The sequence below is a fragment of the Modestobacter sp. VKM Ac-2979 genome (assembly GCF_026967995.1).
Taxonomy (GTDB): Bacteria; Actinomycetota; Actinomycetes; order Mycobacteriales; family Geodermatophilaceae; genus Modestobacter.
The window spans coordinates 52,790-67,839 of record NZ_JAPVBO010000010.1 but is presented as its reverse complement, the minus strand read 5'-3'; the positions used below and the strand labels follow the sequence as shown (position 1 = coordinate 67,839).

The window sequence follows — 15,050 nt, the reverse complement described above, 5'->3', positions numbered from 1 at the left end:
CGGAAGATGTCGTACTCGGTGCCGTCGACGTCGAGCGTCGCCCGGGCTCCGAAGCTGTTCTTGCTGGCTGCCACTCTGCTGACGCACCCTTCGTTGGAGATCTTCAGTGTTAACTCGTCCGAGTCCGGCGGGCCTTCCGGGTTCTACGCCATGGCAGGAAGGCTTCGTGCCCAAGCGATGCCGGCGCCGATACGTTGCCTGAGGTCGTCGCGGATGACGAATCGATGCGGCTGGGTCGGCGTCATCAGGCAGAACTGCAGGCCCAGGGGTGTCGACGGACACGTTTCCCCGCTTGAGAGTCTCGAGCCATGCCGTAGCCGCATTCGTGCGGTCACGCCGGCTGCCCGATGGAGACCGTTGACGGTGGTTCTGTCCTACGGAGGGCGATGCGTCCTGCGCGGAAATCGACTTCAAGGATCCCGTCGGCCGCCGCTTCGGCGATCAGCCGCAACGTGAAACGCCGCCGGCGAAGGACATGCACCGTGGTCACGGGCCGGCTTCGCAGGAAGTCGACGAGCTCGTGCTGTGACCGAGGCCTCGGCCGTGGGAGCAGAGAGGTGCCCAACGCCACCTGATGACCACCCGTGGCGCGGCAGACCGCGCAGAACCGTGTCGGCGACAAGGTGACGACGTCGCCCTCGTTCGGTACGAAGTTTCGGGTCTCGTAGGCGAGGACAGTTCCGCAACGCAAGATCGCCGTGTACATCGACCGTCTCCTGACCTCGGACGTAACCCCGCTGGCATCCCTTCAAGCGCGCCTTCGTGAGGAGCCACGGCACGGCCTATGGCTGAGGCCAACGCGCTCGACGTCCTCACGGGCATCGACACAGCAATCGACCCGGCGGTGGGAATCTGTCGCGGCAGGGCAGGGCAGGGCAGGATTCTCGCCGCTCAGCTGGCCTGTCCGTGGAGGAGTCTTCCAACGATGCGGTCCGCATGACTCCCCCCGGTCATGGTGCCACGTGCCGTCGGCGGGGCGGCGTGGGATGGACACGTCTAACTGCATACGAGCGGATGCGCTCGTCGTCAAGAGTATGCAGAGCCCCTGCGGCCGACTAGGTTGCCAAGCTATGACGCTACGGTCAGCTGCATCCGGGTCCGCGCTGCGCCGTGCCCTCACCCGCGCCGAGCGCGGGGTGACGCTGGACGCCACCGAGGCCGAGACCCTGCTGCACGCCCGCGGGCTCGGCGAGGGCGAACCCCTGGACCGGCTGCTGACCGCCGCCTCCCGGGTGCGGGACGCCGGGCTCGCCTCGGCCGGGCGCCCCGGGGTGGTCACCTACAGCCGCAAGGTGTTCATCCCGCTGACTCACCTGTGCCGCGACCGGTGCCACTACTGCACGTTCGTGACCACCCCCGGGCAGCTGCGCGCCGAGGGGAAGGCGCCCTACCTGTCGCCGGACGAGGTGCTCGACATCGCCCGGGCGGGGGCGGCGCTGGGCTGCAAGGAGGCGCTGTTCACCCTGGGCGACCGCCCGGAGGAGCGCTGGCCGGTCGCCGCCGAGTGGTTGGAGGCGCACGGCTTCGACTCGACGCTGGGCTACCTGCGGGCGATGGCGATCCGGGTGCTGGAGGAGACCGGACTGCTGCCGCACCTGAACCCCGGGGTGCTGTCGTGGGAGGAGATCCAGCGCCTCAAGCCGGTGTCGGCCTCCATGGGCATGATGCTGGAGACGACGGCGACCCGGCTGTGGTCGGAGCCCGGCGGCCCGCACTACGGCAGCCCCGATAAGGAGCCCGCCGTCCGACTGCGGGTGCTGGAGGACGCCGGGCGCTCCGCCGTTCCGTTTACCACGGGCATACTGCTGGGCATCGGCGAGGACTACGCCGAGCGGGTCGACGCCATTCTGCAGATCCGGGCCGGCGCACAGCGGCACGGGCACGTGCAGGAAGTCATCGTGCAGAATTTCCGGGCCAAGCCGCGCACCGCGATGCAGGCCCACGATGACTTGGAACTGCAGGAGTACGTGGCCGCGGTCGCCGTGACCCGGCTGCTGCTCGGCCCTAAGGCGCGGGTACAGGCACCGCCGAACCTGTCGGATTCCACCGAGCTCGGGCTGCTGCTGCGCGCCGGCGTCGACGACTGGGGCGGCGTCAGCCCGCTGACCCCCGACCACGTCAACCCCGAGCGGCCCTGGCCGAACACCGACAAGCTCGCGGCGCTGAGCGCCGAGGCCGGGTTCACGCTGCGCGAGCGGCTGGCCACCCAGCCGGGCTACGTGCTGCAGCCCGAGCCGTGGCTGGACCCGCGGGTGCGGCCGCACGTCGCCGCGCTGGCCGGGCCGGACGGCCTGGCCGTCGAGGGGCGGACGCCGGCCGGGCTGCCGTGGCAGGAGCCGGACGAGTCGTGGACGTCATCAGGGCGTACCGACCTGCACGTCGAGGTCGACACCGTCGGGCGGACGACCGACCGGCGCAGCGACTTCGACGCCGTCTACGGCGACTGGTCCGAACTTCGCGACCGCACGACGTCGGCCCGCGACGGGCGTTCGACCGCGCTGGCCGCCGGCGACCGCGAGGTGCTGGCGGCGCTGCTGCACGCCGAGTCCGACCCGGCCGGGCTCACCGACGCGGAGTACCTGGCGCTGCTGGGCGCCGACGACACCGACCTCGAGAACCTGTGCGCGCTCGCCGACGCCGTCCGCGCCGACGTCAACGGCGACGACGTCACCTACGTCGTGAACCGGAACATCAACTTCACCAACGTCTGCTACACCGGCTGCCGGTTCTGCGCGTTCGCCCAGCGACGCACCGACGCCGACGCCTACACGCTGTCGATGCAGCAGGTCGGCGACCGCGTCGACGAGGCGTGGGCGGCCGGCGCGACCGAAGTCTGCATGCAGGGCGGGATCCACCCCGACCTGCCGGGCACCGCCTACCTCGATCTGGCCCGCGAGGTGAAGCAGCGGCAGCCCGGCATTCACCTGCACGCGTTCAGCCCCATGGAAATCGTGAACGGTGCGGCGCGGACAGGGCTGTCGTTCCGCGACTTCCTGACTGGTCTGAAGGAGGCGGGACTGGACTCGATCCCCGGCACGGCGGCGGAGATCCTTGACGACGACGTCCGGTGGGTGCTCACCAAGGGCAAGCTGCCGACGGCGACCTGGCTGGAGATCATCGGTACCGCGCACGAGGTCTGCATCCCGACGACGTCGACGATGATGTACGGCCACGTCGACACCCCGGCGCACTGGGTCGGGCACCTGCGTACCCTCGCGGCGCTGCAGGACCGCACCGGCGGCTTCACCGAGTTCGTGCTGCTGCCGTTCGTGCACCACAACTCGCCGATCTACCTCGCGGGCGTGGCCCGGCCGGGGCCAACCGTGCGGGAGAACCGGGCGATCCACGCCGTCGCCCGGCTGCTGCTGCACGGGCGCATCTCCAACATCCAGACCTCGTGGGTCAAGCTCGCCGACGCGGGCACGAAGGCAGTGCTGCAGGGCGGGGCCAACGACCTCGGCGGCACGCTGATGGAGGAGACGATCAGCCGGATGGCCGGCAGTGAGAACGGCTCGCTGAAGACCATCGCCGAACTCGAGGCGATGGCCACCGCGATCGGCCGGCCCGCCCGCCAGCGCACCACCGAGTACGGCACCCCGTCAGCCGAACGCCTCGCGACCGCCCGCTCCGACGAGGGCCGCGCCCGGCTCACCCTATCCACCACCCCGCTGTGAGTCGCGCAGCAGGCTGGTTCGTCGTCGTCCCTCTCAAGGCCCTGGACCGAGCTAAGTCGCGACTATGCGACTTGCCACTGCACCACCGTCGCGGTCTTGTCATCGCCATGGCTCGCGACGTGCGGGACGCAGTCCTCGCCTGTCCCGATGTCGAGGGATTGGTCGTCGTGAGCGGGGACCCACGCTGGTACAGCCTTCTCGGCGTCCCACGGGTGCGTTTCGTGGCAGATCGTCCCGCGGACTCGCTGAACGGCGCCTTGCGACGCGGAGCCGCCGCATGCGGAGCCGAAGGGTCGCCATATGGAATCGCGGCACTGCCCGCGGATCTTCCCGCCCTGCGGCCGGAGGAGATCACTCGGGCGCTGGTCCGAGCGGTCGGCATGCCGACTGCTTTCGTCCCCGACGCACAGGGAGAGGGCACGACCCTGTTCGCGGCCCGTTCGTACAGTGAGTTCTGGCCACACTTCGGAATTCGTTCCCGCACACGCCACGTCCGGAGCGGCGCCCAGGAGATCCTCTTGCCGCAACTGACAGGGCTCCGTCAGGACGTCGACACCCTCGACGATCTGGATTGTGCCCGAGCTCTGGGTCTCGGCCCTCACACAGACGCCTTCATGACGACGCTCACGACCACGCGCCCCGAGGCACCCCCGAGCCATATGCCGACAACGGATACCGGGCGCGGCTCGTCTCGTGCGACGGAGGTGGCACGGGCGCGGGCGTTGGATACGTGCTCGCAGGAGGCGGCAGGGAAACCGCCGCAGAGGACACATTGGGAGGACGCATGAGGTTCGTCGGTATCCGTCGGGACGGCGGTGGAGTCGACGTCGCCGCGCTGTCGGACGAAGGCACATCAGTTGCCGTGGTCGCCGGGCTGGAGGAGTTCTGGGCCGACGCGGCCGGCTATCTGAGCCGCACCCCCGAGGGCGGGATCCTCCCGGTGGATGGTGTCCAGTTCGTTCCACCGGTACTTCCTGACGCACGTGTCATCTGCATCGGCTTGAACTACCTCAAGCACGTCGCGGAAGGTTCCTATTCCGGCGAAGAGCTACCGCCCTATCCCACGCTGTTCGCCCGCTGGACGCAGTCACTGTCGGTGAGTGGCGCGCCCGTGCCTGTGCCGGCGAACGAACGAGGTCTGGACTGGGAGGGCGAGGTGGTCGCCTATGTCGGCTCCACACTCGTCGACGCGACCCCCGACGACGCGTTGGCCGCCGTCGTCGGCTACTCGACCTTCAACGACATCACCTCACGGCGGGCGCAGAAGCTGACGTCCCAGTGGATCCTCGGCAAGAATGGCGACAACTCCGGCCCCCTCGGGCCGCTCGTGCCCGCTTCCGAGGTCGGCGACCTGCGAGATGGCCTCCGCCTTGAGACGCGCGTCAACGGCGAGACCGTCCAGGATGGCTCCACCGACGATATGGTCTACACCGTCGGAGATACCCTCTCGCTCATCAGCCACACCCTCACCCTGCGTCCAGGAGACCTGCTCGCCACCGGTACGCCGTCCGGTGTCGGCTACGGCCGGGATCCGCAGTGGTTGCTGCAACCGGGCGATGTTGTCGAGGTCGAGGTCGAGCGCCTCGGTCTGCTCACGAATCGCATCGTCTCTAACGACGCCCGGAAGCCCTAATTCCGTCCGGTCACGCGGGCCGGCCGATATCCAAGCCACGATCAGCGGAACCGATATCGGGCGCACACACAGGGAGCACGTCAGTATCCCGGGAGAAACTGTCCCGGCCACGGGTCAAGTGGACGCTCGAAACCGAGGGGACGACGGTAGTCGCTGCGGTGGGGAGTCTTCGAAGTCGGTGATGAGCAGCGAGTGGCCGCCGTCGAGGAGGACCTCGAGCGCGGCGTTCATGCCACCGGTCTGGGCGAATGTGGCCGGCAGGCCGGCGGTGGACAGGCCGTCGATGACGTCTTGGTACTGGCTCTGCCCCACGTTATGTTGTATCTGGGGCGAGCCGACGCGTTCTCACGATCACGCTGCTGGATGACCGCGAAGAGTGCACCCTGCAACCATGTCTGCGCCCCGCTGGCCTCTCAAGCGGTCGCCCGATGACAGGCTGGGCATCGTCGTCCACGAACCCGTCCTGCTCGCCCGCTCCCCGGCATCGCAGCCGGCCTCCGGTGTGTGTTGGCCCACCCAGCGACCGAGTCGCGACGAGCGGCGATCAGGCATCGTCGGCATGGTCTCTGGACTTCCGAACATATTCCGAATACGATGGGTTCATGACGGCTGCACTGGACACCTCGCTCGCGACGCGACGCTCCTCGGACCTGAGCAAGCACTCGGCCGAGGTCTTCGCTGAGGCGGAGGACCACCCCGTGACAGTGACCCGGCGCGACGGCGAGCCGCTGGTCCTCATGTCACAGCGCGAAGCTGAAAGCCGTTCCCGCCTGCTGGAGTTCGCCGCGCAACTCATCACCGTCGCCCTCGATGAGGGCGGCCCGCTCGCCGAGCGCATGGCCAAGTCCTTTCCGTGGATGCTCGCACTATCGCCGACGGATCGCGCAGCCTGCGCGCAAGATCTCGTGGATGCCGCGCGTGCGTCGTTCTCCACCAATCAGTCCCATCTCGTGATCGCAGAGCTGGTGTCATGGAGGGAGACCGCCTCCGCCCTCGCCGCCGGGCTCGGCAGTGCAGACCTCGATTGGCTCGACGGCGACGAGACTGTGGAGCGTCCGTAGCCGTGGCGGCGGCCAAGCGCGGCGAGCTTGTCCCGCGGCCCCAAAAGAAAACCGAGTACGAGATCCGCTTCGGCACCGTGCAGGCACGCAAGGGGTGGCAAGACCTCGTCGCAACCATCCGCAACCCCATGACGGAGACCTGGGACTTTCTTACGGGGACGCCCCTGCTTCATACTCCGACCAACTACCCCCTGCGCGGCGAACTCGGCACGACCTCACGCGGAGGAACAACTCACGAGCGATGGCAGCACAAGCCAACGGTGAAAGGCACCGCGCGCATCTGGTTCTACGTTCACGAGCGAACGGTCGTCGTGGAGCAGGTACACACAAGTCATCCGAGCGAGACTAAGTAGCCGCTTCGCGTGGATGGGTAGCGCAATGCCGCACTCGGCCGCGGCTACCCGCCGTGTCGTTGAGCTCGACGAGTAGCCGCTGCCCCGGAGCGCCACAGTCCATTCAGCAACGGATCTCTCATATGAACCGTCGGTGGGCTACTCCATGCTGCACCGGGTGACGCTCCGGCGGATCAGCTGCGGAGCTCAAGTACTAACCGTGAGGGGGTGCGCGGTGACCGAGCGGCTGCCTGCGCTGGTGGCGACGTTCTCCGACGCAGAGCCAGCGGTGCACTCCGCAACTTTGGGGTCGGCAATCGCGCCGGCCCGAGACAACTCCCCCGCCGTCAGGCCCGAACAGCTGAGCACGCTGGAGGACCTGGTCCGCGGGTTCTTGCTGTCCAAGCGGTCCCCCCGCACGCGGGAGGCCTACGCCGCCGACCTCACCGGCTGGCTCACCTGGTGCGCCAGCCTGGGAGTCGACGTTCTGGCCGCCGGCATCCATCACGCCGACGCCTACCTCCGGGTCTTGGCCGAGCACGGTGACCCCCGCACCGGCCGCACCCTCGCCGCAGCCTCCATCGCCCGCCGCACCTCTGCCCTGCACGGCTTCTACCGCTACGCAGCCCGCCACGGCGCCGTCACCGGCTCCCCGTTCACCGCCGTGCAGCGCCTTACCGTCGATGACGAGTCCATGACGTCTGGGCTCACCCGCGGCGAGGTCCACGCCCTGTTCGCCGCCGCCCGCGCCCACTCCCCCCGCTCCGACGCCCTCATCCGGCGCTACTCGTGCTCAACGGGCTGCGGATCAGCGAAGCCCTCGCCGCCCGGATCGAGGACCTGGACCACGACCGCGGGCACCGGGTGCTGTGCATCCGCCGCAAGGGCGGCCGCCGCGCCAAGACCCCACTGACCCCCGACGTCCAGCACGTCCTGGACCAGCTCATCGGCGAGCGCACCACCGGACCGATCTTCACCACCACCAGCGGCAAGCCCCTGGACCGCACCGCCGCCTGGCGACTCCTCCGCCGGCTGGCCACCGACGCCGGCATCGCCTCCCCCGACCCGGATCAGCCCCCACTCGGCCCGGCACACCTACGCCACCACCGCCCTGAACGCCGGCGTCGCCCTCCGCGACGTCCAGGACTCCATGGGCCACCGCGACCCCCGCACCACCCGGCTCTACGACCGCACCCGCGGCAACGTCCCGCAACGCCACCTACGCCGTCGCCGCAGCCCTCGCCGACGACTGACCGTCCGGCGCACAGTCGGGCCGGCGCCGGCTCGAGTCTCAGGCGAAGGCCAGCAGGACCAGCAGGAGCCCGATAACGCACCAGTTGCTCACGCTGTGCGCCGCGGCTGCGACATCGGTGGCCCGCTCACGGGCCTTCTCCCAGTCGGCTTCCCACTCAGCCCGGCTGCGGTTGCGCTCCTGCAGGGCCGCCACCTCAGCATCGAGGCCCGCCAAGCGCTGCCCGAGCCATGCCAGGCGCTCCCGGGTGTCCGAAATGGACTCGTACTCACCCCAGTTGACCGCCGGGGCGGCGACGAGTGCCGGCATCCGAGGACCATGAAAGGCCAGCCGGTACATCCCGGCCCACACGAGCCCCAAGACGGTGAGGCCGAGCGCAGCAGCGATCGGGATGCCCGCGACCAGGTGGACGAGCCCGAACACGAAGCTGCGGGTCAGCGTCTGGAGCGCCGTGGAGTTCTCGGTGCCATGGCGGAACAGCATCTCCTCCTGGCGGGCCAGTAAGGGCACCGCCAGTGCGAACCCCACCGGGATGAGCCACCCGGTGACCGACCAGAACAGCCCCTCGTTGCCGGTCTGACCGAGGTTTACGTTGCCTTCGCCGCCCAGGGTCGACCACCAGCCCCACGCCATCCACGCCGGCCCGAAGGCGATCAGGACGGTGTACACCGCCACCACGACCACCAGGCCGGCCACCGCCAGCGGCACCATCCACCAGCGCACGGCCCGGACGACGCGCAGGTACTCCTCCCGGACGGGACCGACCCGCAGGGAGCGCAGAGCGGCTCCGAGGCTGTAGGCGATGAGCAGCAGGAAGGCGATGGACAGCAAGGTCAGCACGGCGAGGCCTCCTAGACGGTCATGACTGGACTCGGGCGGGGTGGCGGTGCGGGCCTGCCGACCCGCACCGCCTGAGCCTCAGGAGCCCTTGCCGCGCTCGGTGACGGTGGTGTTCGGGTGCCGCCGAGCGGTGCTCTCGGTGACGTAGTGGCCGGTGATCGCCGACCGGTAGTTCGTGGACCGCGAGGTGTTGCCCCCGCGCTCGGTGACGGTGGTGCGGGGGTGCCGAGCCGCCGTGGAGCTGGAGACGTAACGACCGGTGCGTGCGCTGCGATGTGCCATGACCACTCCCGATGTCGTGGAGCGAGTACGTGCAACGACGTTGCACATATGAGACGATAGGTCCATGACGGCCATGTTGCAAGGATGCATCCCCGTTTCGTACGTAAGGAGGCTGTGCGGTGCCTGAGGCTGCTCCCTTCCGGGTTCATGAGTTGGCGTCGGCGATCGAGTCCAAGCTCGGTGACGAGGGGCTCAAGCTGCGTGAGGCTGCCGGGCAGATCGGGATCAGTGCAGCGACACTGTCGCGGGTGATCAACGGGAAGCTGCCCGACACCGGCAGCTTCGCGGCGTTGGTGAACTGGCTGGGCGTTTCCGCTGACCTGTTCATCGCCGGACCGCAGCGCACCACCGGGCCGGAACCGATCGAGGCTCATCTACGGGCTGACCGCACGCTGCCGCCGGCCACGGCGAACGCCCTGGCGGCCCTGGTGCGAGCGGCGTACCACGACCTCGGTCGTCCCGAGAACAAGGAGATCTGAGGAACGTGCCCTCGGCCTCATTGATGTTCCCGCGTGGCTTCAAAGCTCAGTGTCAGCGGGAGGCTGCGGCTCAACGTGCGCTGCTGGAGGTGACTCCGGCGGATCGACTGGACCCCCGCCTGCTCGCCGAGCACCACGGCATCGCCCTGTTGACCCCGGCGGAGCTGCCTTCCCTCTCCCCAGCCGACCTGGCCGAGCTCACCGATGAGTCCGATGGCCACCCCGACACCTGGTCGGCCATCAGCCTGGAGACCGCCCAGGGGCACCTGACGATCTACAACCCGACCCATTCGGCCGAGCGGATCAACAACAGCCTCGGCCACGAGATCGCCCACTTCCTGCTGGGCCACCCGCACGGCCGGATGCAGCTGGTCGACGGCCAGCTGCTTCGGGAGTACGACGAGGCCCACGAGCGGGAAGCCGACTGGCTGGGCGGGGTGCTGCTGCTCCCGGACACTGCGATCCAGCACGCCGCCCGCCGCGGCTGGGGCCGGGCGGAGACCGCAACCCACCATCAGCTCTCCCGGGAGCTGGTCAACTGGCGCTGGGGCAAGAGCGGAGTGGACAAGTACATGACGGTCAGGGCGTGATGGTCAGGGCGCGACCGCCGGGCGGAGGACAGCCGGTGGAGTCCTCGGCCGTCAGGTTTCCCGGCTCATCGCAATCCAGGGTGTAGTCGCGGTCGAAACCCCCCGGTCTCGAGTAGGGATCGGGCGATGTAGTTGGTGAGGTTGCGGAAGCCGAGGGCGGAGCCGCGGAGGTGCTCGAGGCGGCCGTTGAGTGCTTCGGTGGGGCCGTTGCTGGTGCCGGGCCGGTCGAAGTAGGCGAGCACGTTGGTGGCCCGCTGGGTCAGGGTGCGGCCGAGGCGGCGCAGCTCGGTCAGCGCCGCTGGGACGCCGGAGCCGAGTGCGGCGATCAGAGTGACCATGGTGGCTTTGCCGCGGGTCCGGTCGGGATCGCGGTAGGCGCTGATCATGCGTTGGTAGATGCTCCAGGTGGCCTCGACCTGGACGTGAGCGTCGCCGGTGAACAGCGCGGTCAGCCGCTGCCGTTGGCGGTCGGTGAGCAGGTCCGCGCCGGTGTGCAGGGTGCGGCGGGCGCGGTAGAGCGGATCGGCGGCGCGACCGCGGTGCCCGTACAGGTCCTGCTGGACCCGGCGGCGGCAGCGGTCCAGGGCGTCGCCGGTGAGCCGGACGACGTGGAAGGGATCCGTCACCGTTACCGCCTCGGGTAGCTCCTCGGTGGTGGCGGTCTTGAAGCCGGTGAACCCATCCATCGCCGGCGGCCCTGCTGGTGTCCTGCCGCCACACGTGCCCGCAGTCGCCGCAGCGGTAGCGGCGGACGGTGACCAGCAACATCGTGGGCCGCCAGCCCAGCGGCTCGTGGGCCAGCCGCCGGATGACGGTGTCTCGCGGGGCGCCTTCGCAGCCACAGCGCCGGCACCACGAGTCGGGCTCCACGACCCGGCAGGCCAGCACCGCACGATGAGGCTTCAGCAGCTGCCCGGTGACCTCCAGACCGAGCTCATCGAGGCGGGTGAACGTCGTCAGGTCAGGGCGAGCGAAGGTAGCGTCAAGCACGTCGAGGTCTTGCGGATGGGCAGTGTGAGAACTTCCATCCTCGGGAGACCTCGTCCTCTATCCAGCACCAGCCCGCTGCCCGCCTCTACACCCTCACCTGCGATGAGCTAGCAATCCGCGGTCCGGCGGCGAGCTTCACGGCCGCCTTCGCGGCGCTGACGCGGGCAGGCGGGACGACACCGCCCGCCCCTGTCCACCGGGCCCACAGCGACCAGCCCGCCCGGGACGAGTCGACGACGGCAGGGTCGCTAGGACGAGCCGCTGGGTGGAGCCGTGGTGTCGTCGGCGCCCGCGGTGCGGTTGGCGCCCGGGAGCCGGGGGCCGGGGTGGGTCGTAGGGTTCTTGGGGTGCGTCAGCCGTTGACCGAGGACGACATCGAGGCGATCGCCTGGGCCGCGCGCACCCCCGCGCGCGCACCTGTCCGCCGCCGCCTCGTTGCAGGCTGCCGCCGCCGCTCCCCACCCCGAGGATGAGGTCGGTCCGGCCGAGCTGTACGTGGCGGCCTCGGACCAGCTGTCCTTCGCCGGGGACTCCCCCGGCGCCCTGGAGTTGTGCCGGCGGGCGGTGGCGGCCGGCGGCCACGTCCCACCCGACGTTCGCACCTTCCTGCACCACGCACTGCTGGCCGCGGGCGAAGTCGAGGAGGCCCGGGCCGTGGCCGAGGACATCCGGCGGCCCCGACCCGGGGACCTGGCGGTGTATTCATTCGTGGGCGAGAGCTACGAGGTCACCGGGGACCGGCGGCAGGCCCACCGGTGGTTCACCCTGGGCCTGCAGCGGGCCCTGTCCGATCCCGCGACCGGCGGGGACCCCTCGGAGCTGCCTCCCGGCAGTGAGGGGCGGATGCTCGGGGTCGCCCGCACCCCGGTACGCCGGGACCTGGACATGCCCCCCGACGCACTCGACGACGCCTTCACCTGACCGTGCACCACCGGGCTCACCCCGAGCTGGTCCACGTCGTCCTTGTCCGGGACCGGGTCGGCCGGGACCCGGACGGACCCGGATGGGCTGGTCAGGTGCGGGGAGGCCAGGCCATGAGCGGAGGGACCTTGTCCCCGCGAAAGGTCATGCCGCTGGCGGGGTCGGTGGTCGCTTCGGGGTGCCGGTGGCTGCCCCCGGCGTGGGCGATCGCGGCCAGCAGCGGGGTGAGGCCCCGGCGGTCCAGCTGGAGGCGACGTCGCCGAGGTTGATCGGCTGGCCGTCGACGAGGGAGGCGGCGGCGCGCAGCACCCGCAGCTCGCCGCTGCTGCCGAAGATGTTCCCGGCGGCCAGCGCCGGCTGCAGGTGCTCCCACTGGATCTGGGCACAGCGGTCCCCGGTGGCGGGGTCGTCCTCGACGCTGATGAGGTCGGCGGCCTGGAGTGGGGGGAGGCAGTGCCTGAAGGCGGCCAGCAGCAAGATTTCAGCTTCGGTCAGTAACCACGGGATCGATAACAAGCCGACCATCGCCTCCTGCCGTCGGACCGGAGACTCCCGCCCACCAGCCAACGCCGACTTCGCCCGCAGCCGGGGCACCGTCACCCTCCTGCTCGGCCGCCAATCAGCCGCGGCCGAGGTGGCTTTCATAAGAAGGCACTTCGCCCGCGGCTTGCCGGGATCAGTGTGCGGCGTCGTAGGCCTCGGTCACGCTGGCCCTGACCCGGCCACGCTCGGACACGTCGTGGCCGTTCTGACGGGCCCACTCCCGCACGGGTCCAAGGTCCCGCTTGCCTTCTGCGCTGGGCCGGCCTCGGCTCGCCGACCGCCGGCCAACCGAGCCGCTCGAGGCGACCTTCCGTCCGTGGCCGACATAACGAGAGAAGTCGTCACGCATCTTGCTGGCGTTCTCGGAGGACAAGTCGATCTCAAAGGCCTGTCCGTCGAGGCTGAAACTGACGGTCTCGCCGGCACCGTCTTCCAGCACCTCGCCGCTGAGGTCGTCCTCCAGAACGATCTGGGTCTTGCGTGCCATGGTCACTCCCTCTCCGGATTACGGTCGATCACTTTAGATGAAGCGTAAGGGATCGTTTCCGAGGAGCGGTCGGCGAGTCTGATTACCGGGTCTGGATTACCTGCAGTTCACCGATCTGAACCTGGGCTTCCTGGGTGAAAGAGATGTCGTCGATCGTTCCGGTTCGTCCCCCGCCGGCCCAGGTGATGGTCCAACTCGACGTCGCCGCGACGGTGTACGCGCCGCTCGGCTGTCCTGCGCTGGTGCGGGTGTAGGTGTGCCCGCAGTCCGGGGAGCTCTGGCGTTCGTAGGAATCCGCGTACGGGGTGCCTGCCGTTGTGCAGGTGACGCTGCGCCCGTCGCCCATGGACCAGACGACGTTCCTCACCTCCGCGGTGGCCGTGACGCTGACACCGCCCGCTGCCACCGTCCGGCTGATCGGCCCGTAGGTGTTCTCGGCGGGCTGATCGACCCACATCCACGTCGGAAGGCCGACCAGACCCATCCTGTCCGGCGCCGCCTCGGGGACGATGCCGATCTCGATGGCCCGCAGTTGCATAGCGTCCACCGCCTGCTGAGCGAGCACAGCCGGGTCCGGGGGCGCTGCCGACCCCGCTGGCGGGACGTCGGACCAGAAGTAAGTTGCGCCCGTCCCGCCGATGGTGACGGAGTAGGAGCACCGATACACGAGACCACCGGTGTTGCCGCCATAGATCGGATCGCCGGCCGGCGGCTGAGGATCGGCCACCGCCACGTAGCAGTCTCGGTCGTTAGACCAGTAGCCACCGTCACGGACACAGTCCACTGGCGTGGGGACGGGGAAGAACGCGTCATCGACACATGCCGCCGGTGCTGGCGCTTGTCCGCCGCCGCCTCCGCCGCCCTGTCCAGGCGGGGGGGTCTCGGGCGCTACTGGAGTCCCCGGCATCTCGATAGCGATGATGCACTCACCCGTGGTCGGGTTGAGCACGCTGCACTCAGGATCAGCCAGGGCAGTCTGGGGAGTCAGAAAGACGGCAATCAGGCCCGCGGTGAGGGCAATTAGGACTGCTCGAATTAATCTTCGCATGGCTGTCCCGCTGACTGGATGGCGTTCACGCGCCATCCAAAATCGAACTGGACGACGTCTATGCGCGCCGCTGACTGAGGGGGGCGGGTGCTCGCAACCACCGACTTGCCTTCCGCGTCTACCACATTGACGCCACTCACGTCGATGCACGTGTCCATGACGATGGTCGGGTATTTCGGGGGGGTGGTCGTTGAGTCGGATGAGAGGTCGATGCTGAAGGGTGTTACTTCGAGAACACGTACGTCCCCGATCTGGGTCAATCCCCTGGCCTTCGTCTGGAGCGCCGTCCGCAACTGCAGGTCGAAGGCCTCGTTGGCCGCCACGTCACGCAGGGTGTTTGCGTCCGCGTTGGGATCTAGATTCACACGGTCGATTTCCGCGTAGTACGCCCTCACCAAGTCGGTAGCTTCAGCGACTGCCTGATCTTCTGCGCTGACGGGGACGACGCTCGAGGACGTCGGCGCGCTCGTCGTGGGCGCCGCAGAGCTCGGCGTGGGCGCCGCAGAGCTCGGCGTGGGCTCGGCCACCGGGTCGTCCTGGCCGCTACAGCTGCTGATGAGCAGGGTGAGGGCTGCGATGCCGGCCGCAGCGGTGAGTCGGCGTGCGGGGCGGGTGGTCATCGGGAGTCCTCTGGTATCAGGTGGCTGCTTCGTGGGTCGCTCAGCGCCATGTTCGTCACAGCGCGCGCGTGGTCAGGTCGTTGGCGCGGTCAGGATCGGCCAGGTCCGCCAGGAGCTTCTCGGTCTGCTCCTCGAGGTCGCCACCCAGATCGTCGGCTACGGCGAGCAGTTGGGCGATCGCCTTCTCCTCCTCGGCCTGGTTGCCGGCCGAGTGCGCGGCGAGGATGCGGATCCGGGCCAGGCGCTCCAGGCCGGGCTCGACGGTGAGGCCGACAACCGCGTTCACCCGAGGGTGAGT

Annotated in this window: 18 protein-coding genes and 2 pseudogenes; 10 read left to right on the top strand and 10 right to left on the bottom strand. The window is 69.3% G+C overall.

Features of this window, described 5'->3' with window-relative positions; translation table 11 throughout:
- Positions 1–331: 331 nt before the first annotated feature.
- Positions 332–706 (bottom strand): hypothetical protein, encoded by a 375-nt coding sequence (locus tag O2W15_RS23885; protein ID WP_269181278.1) that lies wholly within the window; start codon positions 704–706, stop codon positions 332–334.
- A gap of 364 nt (positions 707–1,070) precedes the next feature.
- Here O2W15_RS23885 and O2W15_RS23880 point away from each other — a divergent pair, with 364 nt between their 5' ends.
- Genes O2W15_RS23880 through O2W15_RS23875 form a run of 3 tightly spaced genes read left to right on the top strand, consistent with a single transcriptional unit; the run spans position 1,071 to position 5,307 of the window.
- Entirely contained in the window at positions 1,071–3,674 is a 2,604-nt protein-coding gene (locus O2W15_RS23880; protein WP_269181277.1) for a bifunctional FO biosynthesis protein CofGH, read from the top strand.
- On the top strand, positions 3,671–4,462 hold the full coding sequence (cofC, locus tag O2W15_RS24130) for a 2-phospho-L-lactate guanylyltransferase (RefSeq protein WP_442928889.1): 792 nt from the start codon (positions 3,671–3,673) through the stop codon (positions 4,460–4,462). The genes O2W15_RS23880 and cofC overlap by 4 nt, the downstream gene beginning before the upstream one ends.
- Positions 4,459–5,307 (top strand): fumarylacetoacetate hydrolase family protein, encoded by an 849-nt coding sequence (locus O2W15_RS23875; RefSeq protein ID WP_269181276.1) that lies wholly within the window; start codon positions 4,459–4,461, stop codon positions 5,305–5,307. Before cofC ends, O2W15_RS23875 begins: the two co-directional genes overlap by 4 nt.
- 114 nt (positions 5,308–5,421) lie before the next feature.
- Here O2W15_RS23875 and O2W15_RS23870 read toward each other — a convergent pair whose 3' ends face one another.
- Complete coding sequence (locus tag O2W15_RS23870; RefSeq protein WP_269181275.1) at positions 5,422–5,619, bottom strand: hypothetical protein; 198 nt, start codon at positions 5,617–5,619, stop codon at positions 5,422–5,424.
- 290 nt (positions 5,620–5,909) lie between these two features.
- On the opposite strand from O2W15_RS23870, the gene O2W15_RS23865 reads away from it, so the two are divergent.
- The 4 genes and pseudogenes from O2W15_RS23865 to O2W15_RS24125 form a co-directional block, all read left to right on the top strand.
- Entirely contained in the window at positions 5,910–6,368 is a 459-nt protein-coding gene (locus O2W15_RS23865) for a hypothetical protein (RefSeq protein ID WP_269181274.1), read from the top strand.
- A 2-nt stretch (positions 6,369–6,370) separates the two neighbouring features.
- Positions 6,371–6,721 (top strand): hypothetical protein, encoded by a 351-nt coding sequence (locus tag O2W15_RS23860; RefSeq protein WP_269181273.1) that lies wholly within the window; start codon positions 6,371–6,373, stop codon positions 6,719–6,721.
- Positions 6,722–6,935: 214 nt separating this feature from the next.
- Positions 6,936–7,613 carry a tyrosine-type recombinase/integrase gene (locus tag O2W15_RS23855; RefSeq protein ID WP_269181272.1) on the top strand — a complete coding sequence of 226 codons (678 nt, stop codon included), beginning with the start codon at positions 6,936–6,938 and terminating at the stop codon, positions 7,611–7,613.
- Positions 7,502–7,832: pseudogene (locus O2W15_RS24125) on the top strand (tyrosine-type recombinase/integrase); the annotation flags it as partial. The gene O2W15_RS23855 and the pseudogene O2W15_RS24125, both read left to right, overlap by 112 nt.
- A 159-nt stretch (positions 7,833–7,991) precedes the next feature.
- Here O2W15_RS24125 and O2W15_RS23850 read toward each other — a convergent pair.
- Both O2W15_RS23850 and O2W15_RS23845 read right to left on the bottom strand, forming a co-directional pair.
- Entirely contained in the window at positions 7,992–8,792 is an 801-nt protein-coding gene (locus tag O2W15_RS23850; RefSeq protein ID WP_269181271.1) for a hypothetical protein, read from the bottom strand.
- A gap of 78 nt (positions 8,793–8,870) precedes the next feature.
- On the bottom strand, positions 8,871–9,074 hold the full coding sequence (locus tag O2W15_RS23845; protein WP_269181270.1) for a hypothetical protein: 204 nt from the start codon (positions 9,072–9,074) through the stop codon (positions 8,871–8,873).
- A 152-nt stretch (positions 9,075–9,226) separates the two neighbouring features.
- Here O2W15_RS23845 and O2W15_RS23840 point away from each other — a divergent pair, with 152 nt between their 5' ends.
- Together O2W15_RS23840 and O2W15_RS23835 are read left to right on the top strand one after the other, a co-directional pair.
- A complete protein-coding gene (locus O2W15_RS23840; RefSeq protein ID WP_269181269.1) occupies positions 9,227–9,553 on the top strand; it encodes a helix-turn-helix domain-containing protein in 327 nt (108 codons plus the stop codon).
- 89 nt (positions 9,554–9,642) lie between these two features.
- Entirely contained in the window at positions 9,643–10,143 is a 501-nt protein-coding gene (locus tag O2W15_RS23835) for an ImmA/IrrE family metallo-endopeptidase (RefSeq protein ID WP_269181268.1), read from the top strand.
- A 65-nt stretch (positions 10,144–10,208) separates the two neighbouring features.
- On the opposite strand, the pseudogene O2W15_RS23830 reads toward O2W15_RS23835, so the two are convergent.
- Positions 10,209–11,133 (bottom strand): annotated as a pseudogene (locus O2W15_RS23830) (transposase).
- A gap of 495 nt (positions 11,134–11,628) precedes the next feature.
- Here O2W15_RS23830 and O2W15_RS23825 point away from each other — a divergent pair.
- A complete protein-coding gene (locus O2W15_RS23825; protein WP_269181267.1) occupies positions 11,629–12,054 on the top strand; it encodes a hypothetical protein in 426 nt (141 codons plus the stop codon).
- Between the two features lie 144 nt (positions 12,055–12,198).
- Here O2W15_RS23825 and O2W15_RS23820 read toward each other — a convergent pair whose 3' ends face one another.
- The 5 genes from O2W15_RS23820 to O2W15_RS23800 form a co-directional block, all read right to left on the bottom strand.
- Entirely contained in the window at positions 12,199–12,531 is a 333-nt protein-coding gene (locus O2W15_RS23820; protein WP_269181266.1) for a hypothetical protein, read from the bottom strand.
- Between the two features lie 199 nt (positions 12,532–12,730).
- Positions 12,731–13,084, bottom strand: a complete 354-nt coding sequence (locus tag O2W15_RS23815) for a histone-like nucleoid-structuring protein Lsr2 (protein ID WP_269181265.1) — start codon at positions 13,082–13,084, stop codon at positions 12,731–12,733.
- Between the two features lie 82 nt (positions 13,085–13,166).
- Positions 13,167–13,817, bottom strand: coding sequence for a hypothetical protein (locus O2W15_RS23810; protein ID WP_269181264.1), 651 nt, complete (start codon positions 13,815–13,817; stop codon positions 13,167–13,169).
- A gap of 302 nt (positions 13,818–14,119) precedes the next feature.
- Positions 14,120–14,752 (bottom strand): hypothetical protein, encoded by a 633-nt coding sequence (locus O2W15_RS23805; protein WP_269181263.1) that lies wholly within the window; start codon positions 14,750–14,752, stop codon positions 14,120–14,122.
- Positions 14,753–14,807: 55 nt separating this feature from the next.
- On the bottom strand, positions 14,808–15,038 hold the full coding sequence (locus O2W15_RS23800; protein ID WP_269181262.1) for a hypothetical protein: 231 nt from the start codon (positions 15,036–15,038) through the stop codon (positions 14,808–14,810).
- Between the last annotated feature and the right edge of the window lie 12 nt (positions 15,039–15,050).